Genomic DNA, 21,676 nt, shown 5'->3' with positions numbered 1-21,676 from the left:
TTTGGATGATCGTTTATGAAGCTGTGATTTCATTGCGGTTGCAGCGTTCAATATAGTCCTCTACCTGATGTACGGTTGGCATGGCGTCCGAGCAGCTGTGGCTGGAAATGACGATGCAGGCCGCTGCGCTTCCAAATTCCATGCTCTTCTCAAGCGTCCAGCCTTGCATCACGCCATATAGGAAGCCTGCGGCATAGGAGTCTCCCGCTCCGAACGTTTTGACAACTTTAGCCGGGAAGCTCTTCGCCCGGTGGCCTTGATCATCCTGCGTATAAGCAATGGAGCCTTCTTTCCCGTGCTTGATGATGACAATTTTAGCTGCATGGTCAAACCATTTGGAAGCCGTCGCTTTGTCATTGGAAGACGCGTTATTTTCGAAGCATTCCATCATATCGAATTCTTCGCGCGTTCCGAGGATGATATCGCATTTTTCAGCGGCAAGATTGTAATAAACGGCCGTCTCTTCCGGCGATGTCCATGTATAAGGGCGGTAATCCAGATCGAAGACGATGACGGCGCCATGCTTTTTGGCATAATTCAGCGCCTGGAAGACAGCTTCCCGTGATGGGCTTTTGGCAAGAGCCGTCCCCGAAATGAGCAATACCTTAGCTTGAGCGATGAGCTCTTCTTGAACTTCTTGCGGCGTCAGTTTGAGGTCCGCTGCATTGTCGCGGTACATCAGAATGCTGCAATCGGTTGGACTTTTAATTTCTGTAAAAGCAAGTCCCGTCACAGCACCGGTTGTATCGGTGATAACACCTGTCGTTTCGATCTGGTTGCGCTGCAGATAGTCCGTAATAAAACGGCCCATCTGATCGTTAGCGACTTTTCCGATAAAAGCTGTACGCAGGCCAAGTCTCGACATACCGATCGTGATGTTCGCAGGCGATCCGCCAACATATTTGGTGAAAGTCATCGTTTCTTCCATCGGCCGGTGAATTTCGTTCGCGTTCAAATCGATGCATAATCGCCCGATGGCTACAAAATCAAGCGGCTTATTCGTAGGAAAGGATACATAAGTCATAGCTTCTACCTGCTTTCTTGGGATATGAGCGTTTGGATGTAATCAAGCGATTTCTTCGCGTACTCGTATGCCGGATGTTCCGCGGGGTCCTGCTCCCCTTCGAGCATCGCCCACCCGCTATATCCACGGTCCAGCAGCTCTCGGAAAATCGGCGCGAAATCCAGGCAGCCATCGCCCGGTACGGTGAACACGCCTCGCCGGATGCATGTGACGAAATCGCTGTTCGGGGTACGCGCTTCATCGAGGACATCCTGACGGATATCCTTCAAATGAATATATGCGATTCGGTCGTAATGCTTACGCAAAACGTCAAGCGGGTCCGCACCGCCGTAATAAGCGTGTCCCGTGTCAAACAGCAGATGCACAAGGTTAGGGTCGGTCAGCTCCATTAAGCGGTCGATTTCTCCCGGCTGCTCCACAGCCGTTCCGCCGTGATGGTGGTACGTCAGCTTCAAGCCGTATTCCTGTGCAATGTCTCCAGCTGCATTCAGACCTTCGGCCAGCGAGCGCCAGGCGGCGTCATCAAAGCGCAGCACTTCCTTCTCGTTCGGCGTACGCCGGGGGTCAAAATGCAACGAGCCTCCGACCTCGCATGTGGAAATAACGGTGCTGCCCATTTCATGCAGGAACTGGGCATGCTTGCGATACGCCTGAAGTTCCTCTTCGCGGTAAGCCGGATCGGAGAACAGCACCGATTTCCATTGCGATGTTAGCCCAATGCCGCGCTTCGCAAGCTCAGCCTTCAGAACGGCCGGATCGTTCGGGTATTTGCGTCCCATCTCTGTACCGGTTAACCCTAAAGCCTGAATGTCGTCAACAATTTGCTCAAATGTGGTGTCAGCGCCGTGTTCCCTGACATCCTCGCCGACCCAGTTAATTGGATGAATGCCCAGCCTAAAAGGCAGTTTTTCCATGCATGGTTTCCCCTCTCGCTAAATAATGGTGACCGCCCCAATGCGGGCTTTCATGTTTTCGTGCGCTGTCACAACTTTGCTGGAAACGGATACCTCAGGGACGCCCACATTCCACCAGGACTCATACCCATCCGTATTCGTGCCGGGTACGACTTTAATTTCGATGAGCGTTGTCACGCTCTCCTTTTTGGCCTGGAGAAGCGCTTCCTTCAGCTCCTTTTCCGTACTTGCTGTATATGCCTTAGCTCCGAGACTGCGGGCATGAGCGGCAAAGTCAATGCTCATGTACTCCCCCGTTAAGCCGCCAGTAGCTTGTGAGCGGTAGCGGAATTCATTGCCGAAGCCGTCACTGCCTTGGCTTCTTTGAAGGTTATGGATGCATTGAAAGCCGTGATTGTCGAACAACAGCACGGTAATTTTGCATCCTTCTTGAAGGCTGGTAACCAGCTCCGAATGCATCATCAGGTAGCTGCCGTCGCCTACGATGGCATATACGTCGCGTTCCGGTTCTGCCAGGGCAGCGCCGAATGCTCCGGCGATTTCGTATCCCATGCAGGAGAAACCGTACTCCATGTGGTAGGTTTTGGGTTCTACCGGCCGCCATAACCGATGCAAATCGCCCGGCAGGCTGCCGGCGGCGCATACGATGACGGAGGATGGGGCGATGCCCTCGTTGATGATCCCCAGCGCCCTTGTTTGCGCAAGCCCTGCCTCATGCTGAAGGGCGTACAAGCGGTCAACTTCAGCGTTCCATTGCTGCTTAAGCCCGGCAATTTCACCGTTTTCGTAACCGGCTCTAAAGGCCGATTGTGCCAGCGCTTCGTGCAAGGCTGTGAGTCCTTCCCTTGCATCCGCGGTAATTCCTACGCCGTTTAGCTTCGCCGAATCAAATCCGCTGACGTTTATGTTTACAAACTGCACGTCAGGATGGGCAAAAGCCGACTTCGACGCCGTCGTAAAATCCGAGTATCGCGTGCCCACGCCGATAACGACGTCCGCCTCTTGCGCGAGACGGTTGGCGGCCAGCGACCCCGTTACGCCGATGGCGCCGACCTGCAGCGGATGGTTCCATGGCAAGGCGCTCTTGCCGGCTTGCGTCTCCGCCACCGGAATGCCGAAGGCTTCGGCAAACGCAGCAAGCGCTTGCGAAGCGGAAGCGTACAGCACGCCGCCGCCGGCGATAATAAGCGGCTTGCGCTTGCCTTTCAGCAGCTGTGCTGCGCGCTTCACCGCGCCGTCCGCAGCCGGACGGCGGTCTATGTAATGGACTTTCTTATCAAAGAAAGCTAATGGATAATCGTATGCCTCTGCCTGCACATCTTGCGGCAGGGCCAAGGTGACAGCTCCAGTTTCCGCCGGATCGGTCAGCACCCGAATAGCCTGCACGGCTGCCGTCATCAGCTGCTCCGGCCTTACGATCCGGTCCCAGTACCTGCTCACCGTTTTGAAAGCGTCGGTAGCCGAGATCGTGTAATCCTGAACGGATTCCAATTGCTGCAGTACGGGGTCTGGCTGTCTGGAGGCGAAATTGTCTCCTGGCAGCAGCAGCACCGGAATGCGGTTGACAGTAGCCGTCGCTGCCGCTGTGACCATGTTCAATGCCCCCGGGCCGATCGAGCTGGTGCAGGCATAAATTTGCTGCCGGTTCCGCTGCTTGGCGAAAGCGATTGCAGCGTGCACCATCCCTTGCTCATTTTTGCCCTGCTTATAAGTAAGGCTTCCAGCGCTTCGTTCCAATGCTTCTCCAATGCCGGTCACGTTGCCATGTCCAAAAATACCGAAAACACCTTCAACAAACTTTCGCTCCTCGCCGTCAACCGAAAGGTATTGGCTGTCCAAGAATCGCAGCAATGCCTGCGCCATCGTTAAGCGGATTGTGCTCATGCGTATCTCGATCTCCTTTGCTCACCCGAGGGATTAAGCGCTTAATCTCTCAATTATTAAGCACTTAAACTCCGAAGGGGTTAAGCGCTTAATTCGATCTTACTACAGGTTTTCAATTGCGACAACATTTTTTTTCAACGCCCCTTTTGACGATGATTTTTTCTCGCTCTTTTTGCGGGGATGCCAAATACGGCTGATGACGAATCGCGTCCGGTCAGCCGTATTTATACATACGATCGTTCATGCTGTTGTCGAAAACCTCAGGGTGATCCAAACCAATCTCTTATCATTCGAGCACATAATACCGAACAATATATTCATCTAATTGTTGGCTGATCGCAACGACTTTCTCATGGGTAAAACAGCCGTGTCTTTCGGCTTCTTCTTCCATTTTCATGCGCAATGCTTCAATTTTTTGCTGTAATAATTCCATGGCCGCAGTTCACACCAATTCTGTTCAGTTTCGATAGTCTCCTCATTATAAATCATGACTCCGCAAAAGTTTGTAAAAGTTTGTCGACACCATTCGAACAAATTGTGAAATTTTTTTTCAATATTTGCAACGTTGAAACCCTTGTATTTACAGCACACAGGGGAGTTCAATTTCAATGGCAGTCCCTTCTCCAACCTTGCTCTGAATCCGAATACTTCCTTGATGCGCTTCAATAATTCGGCAGCAAACCATGAGCCCGAGCCCTGTCCCCTCTTCTTTCGTCGTGAAAAAAGGATCTCCGAGTCTAGGTAATAACTCCTCGGCTACCCCTACGCCGTTGTCTTTGAGCCTAATCGATATTCTTCGTTTTCCAAGCCGCTGAAGAACAATGTCAATTTTCCCGCCGGTCGGCATGGCCTCAAGGGAATTTTTCAACAAATTAATAAATACCTGCTTCAACTGGCCTTCATCGCCTTTGACCCTGTACACGGTATCCTCGATACTTTCGAATTGAATCTCAACGTTATGAAGAAGGGCCTGAGGCTGCAGCAAAGAAACCACATTTGAGATAATATCGCTAATATTTTTGACTTCGATCTTACTGCTTTGCGGCTTCGAAATGAGCATAAATTCGTTGACGATACCGTTGATTCGGTTTAATTCAGCCAGCATAATATCAGCGTATTCCAGCCTCTTTTGGGGTGGCGCGCTCCTGATGAGCTGTAAAAAACCGACAAGCGAAGTCAACGGATTCCGAATCTCATGAGCGATACCCGCCGCCAATTGACCGACAACAGAAAGTTTTTCCGATTGTCGCAGCAGCTCTTCCGCCGTCTTGCGGTCGGAAATATCTCTTAGCACCGTTTGAATGACAGGTCGCTCCAAATAGTTATGGAGCACGACAGACGAGGCTTCAATAGCGATAGGATTGCCGTGCAAACCTAACAGCTTCAGTTCAATGAACGGAATATAATTATCCACTAAAGAAACGGCCTTTACCCTCTCTTTGATCGTTTCATGGAAATCGGAGTGTACGAATTCAAACATGTTTCTGCCTATAATTTCGCTCGGATCTTGTGCTCCCAGCAGCCTCAAACCGATATCGTTAATATAGCAAATGATACTTTCTTGATGGACTATGATCGGCTCCGGAAGCAGCTTTAACATGCGTCTGTACTCTTCATCCCGTTCGCGCACAATGCTTTCCATCACCTTTCTATGCGTAATATCCCTGCATAGCAATTGGATCGACGGCTTGCCGAAATATTCGACTGGGACGGCTCTGATTTCGACATTGATCAATTGATTGTCCATCCGCAGGATTCTCTTTTCAAAGATGTCGGAGGGCTTATTTTCTTTGAGAAGATGCGCGATCTGCGACTCAAACTCATTTCTCTCATCCGGATGAATAAATTCTAACGTAAGCTTCTCTAGAAGCCGATCATCACTTCTTGCTCCTACAAGCTTGAATGCTGCTTGGTTCGCATAAACAATCTTGGAATCACTGTATACAAAGATAGGTTCCGGTGAAAGTTCGACCAAAGTGCGATACCGTTCTTCGCTTTCTTTCAGCTTCACGACTTCCATTCTGCGATCGGAAATATCTTTAACGACTTCGACGAATGCAAAAATATGGCCTTCACTGTCCTTTAACGGGGAAACGGTCATACTTGCACAAAAGGAATCGCCGTTTTTTCGAAGTTTATGCGCCTCATAACTCTGTGCTTTATCATGAAGAATCACGTGAGAATGAATGTTTTTTACTCGCTCTACTTCGTGTGCCGGCACTGTCTTTAAACACTTTTCAAAAACTTCGTCATTCGTCCAGCCGAACATATTTTCATATGCTTTGTTCACGTGCACAATTTGATGATGAAGATCGATAACCGCAACGCTGGCATTCGTATGATTGAAACAGACTTCGAATAGTTGATTGATTTGCTGCATCCAATTTGTTGGTATTGGTTTACTCTCTATCAGTTCATCCATTTTGTTGTATCCTCACCCTATTCATAAACGCATGTTATTTACATAACAATTCTATGTTCCCATGCATTTTCCTTTCCGCAGCAGGGCATTTCCCCTTAATTCCAGTTTGCAAAATGCAAAAAAAGAGCGGCTTAGGGAAGCCCGCTCCTACTCTTGGGGGTTTGGCAGCACATTCATTTATGTGGTATGCTCCATCCGATTGTCCAGCCAATCCTTTAGCGTGGCAACACGCTCAGGATATTTATAGCTTCTGGCTAAGAAACCGGCTCCGTGACCCGGCATGGGGTCCTGATCCGTAGGCTGATAGCGCAAATCCACGCTCCAGCGAACCTCGTCGGATAAGTTTGGCGTCGACATATGCAGACAGCGGTCATTGAACAGAATCGCGCTCCCTGCCGGAACCGGGAGTACGACAGTCTCTGTCTTCCCAAGCTGGCTTTCGCGCAAAGCCGTGTACCCTGTTCCCGTCTCTGATTCCCGGTGCCATTTCAGTAAGCGCTTACGGTGCGTGCGCGGTTTAATATGCAGACAGCCGTTTATTTCATTTGCATCTACAAGCGGAATCCATACTGTGATCACGGGATTGGAATTGGCATCAGGCCAGTAGGATTTATCTTGGTGCCACGGCACAGCGCCTGCGGCAACCTTTGGAATTTTCGGCCTTGTATTGTACACCGGATTAGAGAACAGCTCTCCTCCGATTAGAGACTCTACCGCATCCAAAATTTTAGGATTGCTCATTAAATGAAAATATCCGGGAATGCGGTCTCTCCAGCTTCTTCCGTATTTCAGAAAGTGCTCCGACGTTAAATCTTTAAACAACTCCGCCAGACGATATTTAAAAGGCCGATCTTCTAATTTGTCATGGATAAGGCCTGCCTGCACCAGCTCATCTGCGATAGCCGATACCTTGCAGTTCATCGCTTCGATCGCCTGCGCGAGGTCCTCTTCTTGAAGCAGGTTAGGAATGACCAGATAGCCCTCCATGTTATAAAAATCGACTTGCTCCTTGCTCAAACTTCCGCCAATTTGACTTATGTTCATTGCTTCCACGCCTCCTTAGAGTTGGTGTACACTTATAAATTTAGCATCTTTGAGCAAAATCGTATTTATCCGGCTGTTCATCGATTGATCAATTCTTCCGGTCATTTCTTTTCTTCGCGAATATATTCGCTTACAATGAGAAGACAACCCGCGCAGAACGGAGGCTGTTCGATGCCGATTTTAACAGCGATAAATCCATCTATAAGAACCGCTCACCATTACCGCTTTCCTTCCGAAAAAAACAGCAGCGAATCGTTCCGGTTAGGTTACTGTTATGCTTTTCATCTCGTGACTGGCGGCAAAGGAGCTGTGACGCTTCCTTCGGGTACCTTTTCCGTTGCCAAAGGTGATTTACTCTATTTTCCGCCTACACTGCCGCATTCCTTTCATTCTGATGCTTCGCACGCTTTATCCACCTACAATATTTATTGCGACTTATGGGCTCCCCGCCCGGACGTCGGGACCAAGCATCTCGTTTGGAAAGAAGCCGACTTCGATCCTCACATCCTGACGGCAATCGAGCCCAATACAGACTTGGACGGCTTGCCTAATCTACTCCATTTTCAGCATCAGAGCGCTGTATTCGACCTGTTCGCCCTCGTGGTAGAGCAGCACCAGAATTCTGCGCCGTACTCAGACACGATTGCCAAGAACCTCCTACAAGCATTGCTGCTGACTATTGTGCAGCTCCATAGCTACACGCCATTCATTGATTTCCGCATCAAACCGCTGCTCGATAACATTCACAAAAAAGCATACGCCGGCTCCCGTTATGAAACATGGCTGGAACAAAGCAAGCTGAAGAAAACACAGTTTCACCAATTGTTCAAGCAAGCCACAGGGATATCCCCCAAGGCGTACTGGACCTCGGTCGTCATGAAGCAGGCCGCTGCCGCTTTAAAAGAGAGCACCCGCTCGGTCACTGACATCGCTGAGGATTTGGGCTATTCGTCCATTCATCATTTTAGCAAGCAGTTTACGCTCTATTATGGCATCTCGCCTTCAGAGTACCGGAATCGGCAGTGGTCGTGATCCGCAGGCAAACGAGCGGCTTTCCGCAAAATCCAAAAAGAGCTGTCCTCAAGCAGATAGTCTACTTAGGGGACAGCCCTCGATTTATAAAGCTTCCAACAAACGCGGGCGATCCGTTGAGCCCATCGCTAGATGAATGAGGTGAGCCATTAATTTCTTCTGTTCCGGATTTAACCTCGCGAATACTCTCGGCTCCAGCTGGCACAGCTCTCTGATGACAGATTCCAGTTCCGCTTTTTTTGCCGTGTCCTCCGGTTGATCCGTAAAGTCCGGAAACGCTTTTGCCTCCGTAAACTCTTGGATGACATGATCGGAGAGGATTTGTAAATAAGGCTTTCTTTTTTGCTTAATATAGGCGTTGATCTCTTCCAGCAAAAATTGAAAGGCGTCGCTTTTTCTGCTTACGCCAAAAGCCGCTTCCAGCTGCCCGCTTTGATCATCGCTCTCAAAATCAAAATAATCGAACAGTCTGCTCTGAATGTAGACGCTATGGTAAAAGGAGTCCCCTTTATTATTAAAGGTGGTTGGCTGCTTATACTTTTCCTCCAGATGGGAGTCGATAAAATACAGTTTGGAATACTCATGATTAATCCGGTCCTGCCAACGGACAAATTTAATATTGAACGTCGCCAGGCTGCCCGGGTGCACAATGTCAAAGCATTCTTTTTCGCCGATCAAATTCGAGTAATCCAGGGATTGACCGTCGATTCGAAGATCGAAGCCCTTCTCGGCATGAAGCTCCAGAAACCAGCCGAACTCCCGGCATAGGAAAGCAATTACATCCTCATGAATGAAATCTTTCGTGACATTATTGAAAGTTACTGTCGTCCCGGGCTCGCCATCCGTCAATTTGATTCTCGAAACCTCATAAGCATCCAAATGTTTGGAGTCAATCTCAATGGTATACGTATTCTTTAGCAAGCCTTCCACATACGTCGTTCGCCATATTGCGTCTGAAGCAAAGCGATGAAAGGTTAATCTGCCGATCCCATTTTTGCCATGCATAGCCGAGGTTGTTCTTGAGCGCCTGTCCGGGTCAATCTGCTTCTCAGATTCAAAGAATGGCGTAAACTTTCGCTCCAATTCGCGCCGGTCAATCCCATAACCGTTATCCGCAATCACAATGCGGTCGATACCGCCAAGAACATTCTGGTGAAGCTTCATCTCTACCAACGAGGCGCCTGCATCGAAACCGTTCCAAATATATTCGGAAATCGCCTGCAAATAATCAAATTTACGAAGCGTTTTTTCGATCCCTTTTGAGGATATTTGTATTTTGCCCAAAACGATCAGCCCCTTCAACGAGTTAACGCCGACTTCCTCTCTATCATATTCCAAATCTCTCATTTCGTATGTCGATTTCTGCAAGCTGCTCCTTATTGATTTTCGACAAAAAAAGAACACCCCGCCGGAATCTTGACCAGAGCCGCTTTCTCTGTTTTAAAAAAGAATTAACATACGGTTAACGTTCCTCGAATAATCGCATGCTACGCTAAACGTATCTAGGAACTACAGGAGGGATTCTTATGCGCCTCGCGTTGTTTACCGATACCTACGTTCCTCAAATGAATGGCGTTGCGCTCACGCTCGGACGGCTCACCGATTACTTGAACCGCCGTGGCGTCGAGCATCTTGTGTTTGCCCCGAAGTGTACGGATGAGCTGGCTTACTCCGAACTGATCCGTCCGATCCCCTCCATCCCTTTCTTTCTCTATCCCGAATGCCGGATTGCCCTGCCGAACTTGATTTCTCTCCGCGCTGAACTTGACCGATTCCGTCCTCATTTGCTCCATATGGCAACTCCGTTCAACATCGGCTTGTGCGGCCTTCACTACGCCCGCAAGCGCCGGATTTCGCATGTAGCCTCGTACCATACCCATTTCGATCGTTATCTGACCTACTACCGGATGAAAAAAGCCGCTCCCTTGTACTGGACGTATATGAAATGGTTCCATCAGTCCTGTGACGCTACTTTCGTACCCTCCATGGATACGATGCAGCACCTGCATGCCCAAGGCTTCGACCGGATGCTGCTGTGGTCAAGAGGAGTCGATTGCAGACTTTATACCCCCGAAAAAACCAACAGCTCAGTTCGTGAGCGGTATGGCATAACAGCACCCTTCCTTCTCCTTTATGTAGGACGCATCGCCCCGGAGAAAGACATCGATACGTTGTCCGCCATCATGCGCTCTTTGCCGGATACCCTGAAAGAACGTGTCCACTGGCTTATCGTAGGAGACGGACCGCAGCTCGGAGAACTGCGGGAGCAAGCTCCGGACAATGTCACGTTTGCCGGCTACAAGCAGGGCGAAGAGCTGGCAGAAATTTATGCCTCTTCGGATCTCTTCGTTTTTCCCTCCAGTACGGAAACGTTCGGCAATGTCGTCCAAGAAGCGATGGCTTCCGGGCTTCCCGTCATTGCCGCAAACAGCGGAGGCGTTCGAGACATGATCGTGCAAGGCCAGACCGGAGCGTTATGTGCGCCCCGCCAGCCCGAATCGTTTGTCAGGGCCATTGAAGCTTGGGTAAACGCCCCTGACGAGTGGGCGGGCTTCCGGGAAGAAGCACGGAAGTTCGCGCTTGGGCGATCGTGGGATGCTATATTCGATAGATTGCTGGATGACTACGAACAAATTATTGATGCGCGAAGGGTTGGACACAAACTGGGATTCTATTCCGCTTAAAGGGGGAACATCCATGCGATTAACATTAGTCGGGACGGGATATGTCGGGTTAGTAGCCGCTGTGTGCTTCGCAAAGCTCGGTCACGACGTGATTGCCGTTGACCGCGAACCTGTCATCCGCGGGCTGCTGGAGAATAAGTCAAAGGTATGGGAACCTCATCTGGAGCCGGAGCTGGCTGATGTAATGGCGAAGGGCAGATTGCGCTTTGAGACAAGTATTGTAAAATCTGCAGCGGATGCCGACTCCCTGATGATCGCTGTGGGCACGCCTACGCGTCCGGACGGACAGACGGAACTTGGGCATATTCATGAAGTGCTGGCACAATTGATGCAATCCGGCACTTGCCCGCCGCTCGTGATCATAAAAAGCACCGTCCCTGTCGGCACCTGCGATGAGCTGGAAGCGAGCCTGCTGGCAGCCGGTCTTCATACGGAAGTGGCGTTTAATCCCGAATTTTTGCGCCAGGGCAGCGCTTTGCACGACTTTACGGCACCCGACCGCATCGTACTCGGCTGCAAAACGTCCCAAGCGGAAACGATGCTTCGCGAGTTGTATGAGGGGATCGAGGCTCCCATTCATGTCTGTGACCGGCGCAGCGCCGAGCTTATTAAATATGCGTCCAATGCCTTCCTGGCGATGAAAATTTCATTCGCCAATATGATGTCGGACGTGTGTGAAGGCTATGGCGCAGATATTCGCCATGTAATGAACGGGGTCGGCGCTGACCGGCGCATCGGCCCTGAGTTCCTGTCGGCTGGCGTTGGCTACGGAGGCTCCTGCTTCTCCAAGGATTTGCAAGCGCTCCTAACAACCGGAAAGCTGATCGGCAGCAAGCTGCCACTCCTGGAGGCGACCGCCAAGGTCAATGATCAGCGCATTCCAAGGATGATCGCCAAGCTTATCTCCCTATGGGGCAACCCCTTAGGCAAACGTCTCTGCGTCTTGGGCATCGCGTTCAAGCCAAACACGAATGACGTTCGTGACGCGCCATTCTTGACGTTGTTGGCGCAATGCGAGCGTCATGGCATCGAGGTTCAAGCTTTCGATCCAGTCGTCGCGCACGTAGGGGCAAAAGCCGTTAAGGTGATGGACTCCCCTTATACCGCTGCGGCCAAAGCCGATGCCGTCCTGATTATGACGGAATGGCCGCAGTTCGCCGAACTGGATTGGCCGTACCTGCTTCACCTCATGCGCCAGCCTCTGGTACTCGACGGCCGCAACCTGCTGCCCGACAGCATGATTTCACAGATTGTGGCTGTGGATGATGCGGTCTATGTGCCGGTCGGAAGACCGATGGAGTGCAGCACATCCGTAAGGGAAGAACGTCCGTAAGGGCACGGGCTTGCACGAAGAGACTGACCCAAAAGGCTATCCCAGTCATTTCTATGACTTGTGGGATAGCCTTCAAGTGTAGTTATGCTTCTGTGGTCGAAATAAAGGGAAAATTTCCCTCTAATAGGACTGCAGATGCTTACCTTCTTCGTAATGCTCGGATTTGGAGATCCGCCTGATGTGATGGGAACTCCATTCCCTTATTTCGAAGAAAAGCGATATTTCGGGAGCCTAAGGGGAACTACAGGGTCTTATTTCCCCCCATTAATCGAGCAATCTGCTCGGCATGGTGAAATAGATGACCCTAGTTCCCTCCCCCTCTCCTATAGGACTATTTCTAGCCAAATAGCGCCCTGTAGTTCCCGTTTATCTGCTTTCAATCTCCACAAAAGTAACATGTTCAACGGATTTCAGCGAAGCATAGATGTCCGTTGCTTGCACTTTTTCATACGTTAACAGCTTCAGCTCCAATTGGTTCGAGTTCCCTTCCACATCTTTCACTTTGACGCGTTCCACATGCATGTTTAATTCTTTCAACTTTTTGAAAATGCGATTGGGATCCTGACTTTCATGAAAAACGATTCTCACTTCCAAATATCTTTGCTTGAGAGAACGGGGACCGATCAGCTTAATGATGACAGGAAACAAATTGACGGACAAAATGATAAAAATGACGGCTACAAATGCCTGAAAATAGTACCCTGCGCCTGTTGCAATGCCAAGTGCGGAGGCCGACCATACCATCGATGCTGTTGTCAGCCCGGAAATTTCATCATTGTTCTTTCTTATAATGACACCCGCGCCTAAGAAACCAACGCCGCTTACGATTTGCGCAGCCAGCCGCATCGGGTCCATATTGGTGTGGCCCGGAACGGAGAACTTGCTTACCGATTCGATCGAGACCATCGTAATTAAGCAGCTTGCAACGGCAATGACCATGTTCGTCTTCATGCCGACCGGCTTATGCTTTAATTGGCGGTCGATTCCGATTAACATACCAAGAAATAGAGCAATACCTAATTTGAGAACAAAGGGAGATATCAACACTGTGTTTCTCCTCTCATCTTGCATCTGTCTTGCACGCGAGGTGTGTTAGACGGAAACGGATTGATCGCTTAATACGGCTTCAATCTCAACATAAGGATAGCCATGCGCTTCAGCAACAGCTCTATAGGTAACTTTACCTTCGATCGTGTTAAATCCTTTGGCTAAATCTTTGTGCAGCAACCCAGCGTCGCGATAACCTTTATTCGCAATGTGCAAGGCATAGCCTACTGTGACATTTGTTAATGCGACTGTAGACGTCCGTGCGACCGCTCCCGGCATATTAGCAACCGCATAATGCACAACACCGTGTTTCACATATGTCGGGTCGCTATGTGTTGTAATCCGGTCGATGGTCTCGATCGAGCCGCCCTGATCAATAGCGACATCCACAATGACGGAACCCGGTTTCATCGTTTTGACGACGGCTTCTGTCACAAGTCGCGGGGCACGGCTGCCTGGAATGAGGACGGCGCCGATCAGCAGATCCGCTTTCTGAACGGCCTCCGCAATATTGCTGCCATGCGACATTAGCGTGCGCAGACGCCCCTGAAATTGGTCATCCAATTGGCGAAGCCGATCCGGATTCACATCCAGCAGTGTCACGCTTGCGCCTAGACCGACGGCCATTTTAGCCGCTTGCGTCCCCACTACGCCACCGCCAATAATAACGACTTCCGCCGGGGCCACGCCTGGAACGCCGCCAAGAAGAACCCCTTTACCGCCCTTGGACTTCTCCAGAAACTGAGCGCCGATTTGAATGGACATCCGGCCGGCTACTTCACTCATCGGTGTCAGAAGCGGCAGAGATCCATTGCTCAGTTGAATGGTTTCATAGGCGATGGCCACAACTCTCTTTTCCGTTAACGCATGGGTCAACTCGGGTTCTGCAGCAAGATGCAAGTAGGTGAACAGAATTAACCCTTCCCGAAAATACGCGTACTCCCCGGCAAGCGGCTCTTTTACTTTCAGAACCATTTCAGCCGACCAAGCATCCGCTGCGGCAGGTACGATTTTCGCCCCTGCTGCCAAATAATCCTCATCCGCGAAGCCGCTTCCCGCACCCGCGCCCGCTTCGACCCAAACCTCATGCCCGTAATGTTTAAAAGAAGCCACGCCCGCAGGCGTAATGCCAACTCGGTTTTCATTGTTTTTAATTTCTTTCGGTACTCCGATAATCATACTCATTCATCTCCTTTGACTACGTCCAAAACTTTTCTTGCTGTATCGCATCCACAAGACGAATCATATCGATGGTCTGCACTTCCCCGATATTGCCGATCCGGAACGTATTTGCATTCGTAATTTTCCCTGGATAAATAACGAAGCCTCTGCGCTTCAATTTCTCATATAACGTTTGGAACTGGAAAGCTTCGCATGCCGGATACAAGAACGATGTAATGATCGGCGATTGCAGATGCTCAGGCAGCAGCGTCTCGAAACCGAGTACTTTCATTCCTTTGACAAGTGCCCGCTGGTTTGTTTTGTAACGATTGTATCTGGCGATAACGCCACCCTCATCGGCCAGCTCTTTCAGCGCTTCATAGAAAGCACGGACGACATGGGTCGGAGATGTAAACCGCCATTTGCCGTTGTAGTTTTCCATTTTGTCCCATTGGTCGAACAAATCGAGGGAATGGGAACGGGCCCATCCGGTGCACTTTGTCATTTCGTCGATCTTCGCGATAATAAAACCGAAACCCGGAACACCCTGGATGCACTTGTTCGCGCTGGAGATTAGAAAATCAATCTGCAGCTCCGCAATATCCATCGGAATTCCACCAAAGGAGCTCATGGCATCCACAATATAAATTTTGTTATATTTTTTAGCGATGCGGCCAACCGCTTCTATCGGATTTAACATGCCTGTCGTCGTTTCACAATGCACAACGGCTACATGCGTAATATCCTTATCTTTTTGCAGCATGTATTCCAATTCTTCCAAATCCGGAGGAAGAATTTCTCCGTTATCCAAGAGGAGGAGCGGAATGTTCAGCATGCTTGCCATTTGAGCCATCCGCTTGCCATAAGCGCCGTTGGCCATAACGAGAATTTTGCCGTCCTTCGGGATAACACTTCCTATCACCGCTTCTACGCAAAATGACCCGCTGCCTTGCATAAGAACGGAGGAGTAAAGCAAAGTCTCCTTGGTTGCTAATTGTACAAGCCTTGTGCGAATATCTTGGACAATTCGATTATAGTCATCATCCCATGTACACCAGTCTTTCAACATGGCCGCTTTCACCCTTTTACTCGTCGAAAGCGGTCCGGGAGTTAAAAGCAAATAGGGGTTGTCTTCGATCAGCTCAATATTCATCGTCGTACTCTCCTTCGTTCTGTTCATCTGTTGCTCGCATCCAACATACGGGCGTTAATATCGTCAATGACATGCACAAGATCGCCTATCGTCGGGATCACGTAATGAGCTCCCGCTTGAAAGAAACGTTTCTCTACGACAGCCATTCTCGCTTCCAGTTCTTCAACAGGCAGCGTATTCACTTCCTCTTGTGTAAGTCCAAGCTCGCTTCCGCCTTTCACGACGCCAACGCTCCATGCGCCCGCATTGACGCCTTCTTGTATATCGCTGATCGTATCGCCGACTTTAACGATCGACTTAAACGGATAAACACCCAAGTTCATGGCATTGACATAGCACATCCATGGATACGGCCGCCCTGCTTTAACTTCGGAAGGGGTAACCAAGGAATCCGGCTCATATCCTTTTAATTTGGCTTCCCGGCTTACAATCTCCATCATTTCCGCCGTATAACCGGTCGTTGAGCCAATTTTCAACCCTCTTTCCCGCAGTTCCTTCACTAAGTCCAAGGCGCCAGGGATCGGGTCCGTATACCCCGGTAAAATTTCAAACAGCATCGGTTCGAAGTCCGCATACAAATCATCCACAGCTGCGTCCGTCGGCAGAGCGCCGAATTTATCTTTCCATAATTGTGCAATCCGCGGTATGCCGCATAACGTTTGTATATGATCCCATTTCAATAGCCCCATCGGGCCGCGGGCTTCTTCAGCCGTAATGGCAATGCCCCGCTTCTCAAAAATTCGGAGGAACACGTCCAGTGGCGCGAAGCATCCGTAATCAACCATTGTACCTGCCCAATCAAAAATAACGGCTTTAATTTGACTTTCCTTATTTGTCGACACCATAACCAATCCTCTCCCAGTCCGCAAAAATATCGCTATTCAGATACGATCCATTCAACGCGAATTTGCTCTAATTCATCTTCCCAATCTTCGGGTGCGGGAACACCGCTGACGATGACATCGATTTCCTGCAAATTCGCCATTTTATAAAATTGCACCATGCCTATTTTGGAATGATCGGTGACCACAATGTTCATTCTGGCATGTTCCATCATCTTTCTGGCCAACTGGCCGCGCTTTTCATCAAACGATGTGATTCCTTTGTCAATCATGATCCCGTCGATGGAGATAAACGCTTTGTCGGCATAAAATTGCTCCACCATTTTCTCGGCCAAAGTGCCGGCAACCCTGGATTGCAGCGAGCTTACTTTGCCTCCGATAAAAAATATTTCCCCGCAGTAAAGTTCTCTGTTCTTATAGTCAATTAGCGCATCCAGCGCGGGAATGGAATTCGTCAAGATCGTGAGATTTTGCTTATCAAGCAGATGTTCGATCAGTTGCAGCGTCGTCGAGCCGTCGTCGATAAAAATGACTTCATTATCCCCGGCGAGCGCCGCAGCCGCCTTCCCGATTTTTCGTTTTTCGTCCGCATGCAGCACTTCCCTGTTCAAATGGGAGGGCTCTTCCCGGGAACGATTAATTTTCACCGCTCCCCCATAAACCCGCTTCAGCTTGTTAGTCTCTTCAAGTTCCTCCAGATACCTGCGAACGGTTTCCGAAGAAACTTGGAGCACTTCCACGAGCTCATTCGTAATCACTTTGCCTTCCGAATGGATTTGATTCAGAATATACTCTTTACGCTCTTCACCGATGAGTGACAAGAACGGTTACCCCCTTGCGCAATTGCCTCATTGTTGGTTCGTGACACCTACTTACGGATTTGCCATGCCTCCGTTTTCTTTCTTACTTTGCCCGAAAGAAGCGTGTACAGCAGTCTTACGATAATATTCGTAATGACGATGAGCACCGCCATCGCTGCGGCTGCCGCAACATCGCCTGCATCCTCCATATTCACGAGTGCAACGGCAGCTAAGTTCAAATCCGCAGACCGCAGAAACACAACGGCAGAAACGGTAACCATCGAGTTGACAAAAAGGTACATGGCGATCTCTATGATTGCCGGCAGGCACATCGGAACCGTTACTTTCAGCAGCGTTTTGTAAAACGGCACGCGCATCGACTCCGAAACGAGCTCGAATTCTTTGTCCAGTTTCTTCAGTGCCGTCGTTGCTGTAATGAACGGCACGCCATAGAAATGGGTGATATTGGCCAGCACAAGGATAATCATCGTGCCGTAAATCCAGTTAAAAGGATTGTTCGGATTATTGAAGAAAAAGATGTAGGCCAAACCAATTACCATACCTGGCAGCGCAAGCGGCAGTACGGACAGAAAATAGCCAATCTGCCTAAGCCCGCTTAAATGACGCGATTTCTCGATCAGATAAGCAAATAAAAACGTAATGAACGTTCCGGCAATCGCTGTTAACAGCGACACCTGCAAGCTAGTCCAGAACGGGTCGAGTCCGGAGCCGGCTACGTGGGAAAAATCGTAATGCTTGAAACTGAAGCTTAAATTATAGGGCCAAACTTTAATCAATGATGCACAAGCAATCGTAAGTAATGGAATGAGAATTGCAGTAGAAATAATGATGCCAAATAGTTGATATAACGTATCGCGCGTCTTTCCGGCAGCAACCCGGTAAGGCGTCGATTTGGAGGAAAGCATGGAACGCTGCTTGCGTTCGACCATTCGGTCAACAGCGAAAGCGATAATGGCGGGAATCGTTAACAAAATGCCAACTGTAGCGCCCATTGACATATTTTGCTGTCCGATGACTTGCTTATAAATATCCGTAGCCAGGACGTTGAATTTGCCGCCGATCGCCTGAGGCGCCCCGAAATCCGTAAAGCAGGCCGTAAAACAAACGAAGATCGCACTGATGAGTCCATACTTGACCGATGGCAGGGTAACGGACAGAAACGTTCTGACCTTGCTTGCTCCCAATGTTTCTGCGGCTTCATACAGACGCTGATCCGTGATGGATAGGGCGGTAATGAATATTAGAAACGCTTGCGGGAATAAATAGATAACTTCGGAAATGACGATGCCCACAGGGCCGTAGATCTGGATGCTGATACCGCTTGGGAGCAGTCCGAACAAACCCGATGTCAGAATCCCTTGGTTCCCAAACAGATACGTTAAGGCAATACCGTGCATCATGGTCGGCTCAAAAAGCGGCAGCATGGCGACATAATGCAAATAGGCTTTGCCTCGAATGGCTGTCCGGCTAATTCCATACGCATACAGGAAGGCCAACGTGACGGCTATACCGGTAGAAAGCAACGAAACCCATACCGTATTCCATAACGATTGCGCCAAGGAAGGCGTCGTAAAATATTTGATGAAGTTCTGAATGCCGATGAATTCAGCTTTGGCATTGAAGAAAGCTTTACTGAATAATAAGCAGAGCGGCACTAACGTCGTTAATGACAACGTAATGACAAGTGCGACGATAAGCAAATTTTGCAAATTGAGGAGTTCTCCCCAGTTACGGCGAACTGGTGTTGTCCAAACAGGCTGCTTCTCCATCACGCGGTCACCACGGCATCCGGCGTAAAGGTAATGAGATTCTCCCCCGGAAACTCAACGGAAACTTCGGCAAACTTCATCAAGTTCAGCTTGTGGGCATGCAAGGAGGATACGTCCACCGAAAGCAATTGATTGCCGAGCAGATCTTTCAGCTCGCGAATCGGCTGCAAAAGCAATCTATAAAACGGACCTCTAAACTCCATATGCTTGACGACAGCTTGGAAGCCTGAACCCGGAGAAGAAATACGAATATGTTCGGGCCTGACAGCAAAATTAGAAAGCGGCAAGTTGCTTTTGTGAGGCCCATAGGCCAGGAAATTAATAGATCCTATAAAATCAGCTACAAAAGGCGATTCCGGTCGATCATACACTTGCTGCGGAGTTCCGACTTGCATAATTTCAGCATTATTCATAACGACAATCCGATCGGCCATGGTCAATGCCTCTTCCTGATCATGCGTGACCATAATTGTTGTGATGCCAAGTTTCTCTTGCAGTTTGCAAATTTCCTCTCGCAGTTTATTCCGGACTTTGGCATCTAACGCCGATAACGGTTCATCCAGCAGGAGAAAATCCGGCGACAGGACGAAAGCTCTGGCCAGTGCAATGCGCTGTTGTTGACCGCCCGAAAGCTGGGCGGGATAACGGTCTTTCAAGTGCAGCAAATCAACCAGCGACAGCGCCTCTCTTACTTTTTCGATGACTTCCTTCTGCGAAAGTTTTCTGTTTTGCAAGCCGTAAGCCACATTCTGACCGGCCGTTAAATTCGGAAATAACGCGTAGGATTGAAAAACCATGCCGAAGTTCCGTTTGGATGGCGGCAGGGCGGTAATGTCCCTGCCTCCGACCTTTATTCGCCCGCGAGTCGGCTTCTCAAGACCGGCGATAATACGCAGCAATGTGGTCTTGCCGCAGCCGCTTGGACCGAGCAAGCAAATGAATTCATTCTTTTTAATATCGATGTTGATTTCTCTAAGCGCTGTAAAGGAGTCAAATGTTTTGTTCACACCTTGAATGGATAAATATGCTTCTGGCATAAGATGCCTCCTTATACGTAGATTGAGAACGAAGCGGCTGCTCACTGCAACGGGTCCAAACAGCAGCCGCTCCATACTCGCTTCACTTTTTCGGTTCGCTCTTCGTGTTGTAACGTTTGTCCCATTCAGCCAATATACTTTCACGATTTTTCGCAGCTTCATTCAAATCGTTCTTGATTAATTGTTTGATCGGATCCACTTTGTAACCTTCAGGAAGTTTGGAAGCATCTGTTTTGATGGCCAAGATCGCATAGTTTTTGTTGTATTCTTGCATAGCTTCGTCCGTAATGGCCCAATCCAGGAACTGCTTGGATACTTCCTTAATCGTATTCTTCTTAACGAGCGCATTGGCTTCTACGTCCCACCCGGAGCCCTCTTTCGGGAATATGACTTCGACCGGAGATCCGTTCTTCTTCTCTTGCAGCCCGCAATATCCGAATGAAATACCGATTGGGTATTCACCCGTGCCGGCCAATTTAGCGGGTTTCGATCCGGAATGAACGTACATGGCGATATTGTCATGCAGTTTGTTCATATAGTCCCAAGCTTTGTCTTTGCCTTCCAATTGGACCAGTCCGGAAACGGTCAGGAAGCCGGTTCCCGAAGAAGACGGGTTCGGCATCGTAATGAGGCCTTTGTATTCCGGTTTTATTAAATCAGCGTAAGATTCCGGAATTGGCAGTTTACGCTTTTCCATCTCCGTTTTGTTGACAATAAACGCAGTTTCCCAAGCATCAATGCCAACCCAGTGCGCCGGTACATTTTTATCTTTAAATTCAGGAAGCACGCGTTCTACCCCCTGCGGTGCGTATGGCTCCAACTGTTTGTTCTGATCAAGCACGAGCAAACTTGTTGCCGCTAACCCCCAAACAACGTCTGCTTGCGGATTGTCTTTCTCGGCCAGCAACTTGGCCGTAATCACCCCTGTTGAATCTCGGACAATGTTAATTTTGATCTCTGGGTATTTCTTTTTGTAACCAGTCAGATAGTTCTTGATCGCATCATCTTCCAGTGCGGTATATACCGTCAATTCCTTGCTGGTTGAATCTATTCCTACGGAACCAGCCGCAGCTCCTGGTGATGACTCCGTGGTTGTTGCAGATTTGCCGCATGCCGCTAATACAAATACCAAAGTACCCATGACGACTAAACTTCTCGTTAATTTTTTCATTGTTCCGATTCCTCTCCTGGTTAGATTGGGTTCCTTCCGATACTACACACTCTTCTCTCTACATTAATTTTGTCGTGTCTGGGTGCAAACGTTGTTTTCGCCGATCGACCTGCGATCAAAAACCCCCTTCACATCGCTTATCATTCAATAATAAACATAAAAACAACTTGTTTAAATTGATTTTAATTGCTTTTGGTTGTTTTTATAATGTGATTATATGCTTTCCATCTCTTGCGTGTCAACCGTTTTAATGTCATTTTAGGTGACATCGACATGTTTTTTTCATCGAATACTTTTTCGTGTTATAAAACATAACATAAACATCTTTTTAATACAGA

At 49.1% G+C, this 21,676-nt stretch carries 18 protein-coding genes; 3 read left to right on the top strand and 15 right to left on the bottom strand.

Annotation, left to right across the window (positions count from 1 at the left end; translation table 11 throughout):
* Positions 1-13: 13 nt before the first annotated feature.
* From iolC to GC097_RS14170, 6 genes are all read right to left on the bottom strand, one after another.
* The gene (gene iolC, locus GC097_RS14195; protein ID WP_171683947.1) at positions 14-1,024 is read right to left on the bottom strand and encodes a 5-dehydro-2-deoxygluconokinase; all 1,011 of its coding nucleotides are present in this window, start codon (positions 1,022-1,024) and stop codon (positions 14-16) included.
* A 5-nt stretch (positions 1,025-1,029) separates the two neighbouring features.
* Positions 1,030-1,938, bottom strand: a complete 909-nt coding sequence (gene iolE / locus GC097_RS14190; RefSeq protein ID WP_171683946.1) for a myo-inosose-2 dehydratase — start codon at positions 1,936-1,938, stop codon at positions 1,030-1,032.
* 18 nt (positions 1,939-1,956) lie between these two features.
* On the bottom strand, positions 1,957-3,822 hold the full coding sequence (gene iolD / locus GC097_RS14185) for a 3D-(3,5/4)-trihydroxycyclohexane-1,2-dione acylhydrolase (decyclizing) (protein ID WP_171683945.1): 1,866 nt from the start codon (positions 3,820-3,822) through the stop codon (positions 1,957-1,959).
* A 286-nt stretch (positions 3,823-4,108) separates the two neighbouring features.
* Positions 4,109-4,255: an aspartyl-phosphate phosphatase Spo0E family protein gene (locus GC097_RS14180; RefSeq protein ID WP_171683944.1), complete on the bottom strand. Its 147-nt coding sequence runs from the start codon at positions 4,253-4,255 to the stop codon at positions 4,109-4,111.
* Positions 4,256-4,402: 147 nt separating this feature from the next.
* The gene (locus GC097_RS14175; protein WP_171683943.1) at positions 4,403-6,202 is read right to left on the bottom strand and encodes a PAS domain S-box protein; all 1,800 of its coding nucleotides are present in this window, start codon (positions 6,200-6,202) and stop codon (positions 4,403-4,405) included.
* Positions 6,203-6,421: 219 nt separating this feature from the next.
* Positions 6,422-7,288 carry a phytanoyl-CoA dioxygenase family protein gene (locus GC097_RS14170; protein ID WP_171683942.1) on the bottom strand — a complete coding sequence of 289 codons (867 nt, stop codon included), beginning with the start codon at positions 7,286-7,288 and terminating at the stop codon, positions 6,422-6,424.
* A gap of 171 nt (positions 7,289-7,459) precedes the next feature.
* Here GC097_RS14170 and GC097_RS14165 point away from each other — a divergent pair, with 171 nt between their 5' ends.
* Positions 7,460-8,320 carry an AraC family transcriptional regulator gene (locus tag GC097_RS14165; RefSeq protein ID WP_171683941.1) on the top strand — a complete coding sequence of 287 codons (861 nt, stop codon included), beginning with the start codon at positions 7,460-7,462 and terminating at the stop codon, positions 8,318-8,320.
* 84 nt (positions 8,321-8,404) lie between these two features.
* Here GC097_RS14165 and GC097_RS14160 read toward each other — a convergent pair whose 3' ends face one another.
* Positions 8,405-9,667 (bottom strand): ATP-binding protein, encoded by a 1,263-nt coding sequence (locus GC097_RS14160; protein WP_171683940.1) that lies wholly within the window; start codon positions 9,665-9,667, stop codon positions 8,405-8,407.
* Positions 9,668-9,846: 179 nt separating this feature from the next.
* Here GC097_RS14160 and GC097_RS14155 point away from each other — a divergent pair, with 179 nt between their 5' ends.
* On the top strand, positions 9,847-11,004 hold the full coding sequence (locus GC097_RS14155; RefSeq protein WP_171683939.1) for a glycosyltransferase family 4 protein: 1,158 nt from the start codon (positions 9,847-9,849) through the stop codon (positions 11,002-11,004).
* A 13-nt stretch (positions 11,005-11,017) separates the two neighbouring features.
* The gene (locus GC097_RS14150) at positions 11,018-12,337 is read left to right on the top strand and encodes a UDP-glucose dehydrogenase family protein (RefSeq protein ID WP_171683938.1); all 1,320 of its coding nucleotides are present in this window, start codon (positions 11,018-11,020) and stop codon (positions 12,335-12,337) included.
* Between the two features lie 366 nt (positions 12,338-12,703).
* On the opposite strand, the gene GC097_RS14145 is transcribed toward GC097_RS14150, so the two are convergent.
* From GC097_RS14145 to GC097_RS14110, 8 genes are all read right to left on the bottom strand, one after another.
* Positions 12,704-13,381, bottom strand: a complete 678-nt coding sequence (locus GC097_RS14145) for an MgtC/SapB family protein (protein ID WP_171683966.1) — start codon at positions 13,379-13,381, stop codon at positions 12,704-12,706.
* Between the two features lie 48 nt (positions 13,382-13,429).
* Entirely contained in the window at positions 13,430-14,563 is a 1,134-nt protein-coding gene (gene ald, locus GC097_RS14140) for an alanine dehydrogenase (RefSeq protein WP_171683937.1), read from the bottom strand.
* 19 nt (positions 14,564-14,582) lie between these two features.
* On the bottom strand, positions 14,583-15,683 hold the full coding sequence (phnW, locus tag GC097_RS14135) for a 2-aminoethylphosphonate--pyruvate transaminase (RefSeq protein WP_171683965.1): 1,101 nt from the start codon (positions 15,681-15,683) through the stop codon (positions 14,583-14,585).
* Positions 15,684-15,721: 38 nt separating this feature from the next.
* Positions 15,722-16,543 carry a phosphonoacetaldehyde hydrolase gene (gene phnX / locus GC097_RS14130; RefSeq protein WP_171683936.1) on the bottom strand — a complete coding sequence of 274 codons (822 nt, stop codon included), beginning with the start codon at positions 16,541-16,543 and terminating at the stop codon, positions 15,722-15,724.
* A gap of 32 nt (positions 16,544-16,575) precedes the next feature.
* Positions 16,576-17,361: a DeoR/GlpR family DNA-binding transcription regulator gene (locus GC097_RS14125; RefSeq protein WP_171683935.1), complete on the bottom strand. Its 786-nt coding sequence runs from the start codon at positions 17,359-17,361 to the stop codon at positions 16,576-16,578.
* Between the two features lie 47 nt (positions 17,362-17,408).
* Positions 17,409-19,130 (bottom strand): putative 2-aminoethylphosphonate ABC transporter permease subunit, encoded by a 1,722-nt coding sequence (locus GC097_RS14120; protein WP_171683934.1) that lies wholly within the window; start codon positions 19,128-19,130, stop codon positions 17,409-17,411.
* Positions 19,130-20,167, bottom strand: a complete 1,038-nt coding sequence (locus tag GC097_RS14115) for a putative 2-aminoethylphosphonate ABC transporter ATP-binding protein (protein ID WP_171683933.1) — start codon at positions 20,165-20,167, stop codon at positions 19,130-19,132. Before GC097_RS14115 ends, GC097_RS14120 begins: the two co-directional genes overlap by 1 nt.
* A gap of 82 nt (positions 20,168-20,249) precedes the next feature.
* Entirely contained in the window at positions 20,250-21,338 is a 1,089-nt protein-coding gene (locus GC097_RS14110) for a putative 2-aminoethylphosphonate ABC transporter substrate-binding protein (protein ID WP_171683932.1), read from the bottom strand.
* Positions 21,339-21,676 lie beyond the last annotated feature (338 nt).

Origin of the sequence: Paenibacillus planticolens (genome assembly GCF_013141725.1) — a bacterium.
GTDB classification, from domain to species: Bacteria; Bacillota; Bacilli; order Paenibacillales; family NBRC-103111; genus Paenibacillus_E; species Paenibacillus_E planticolens.
This window is presented reverse-complemented; position numbering and strand designations above follow the sequence as displayed.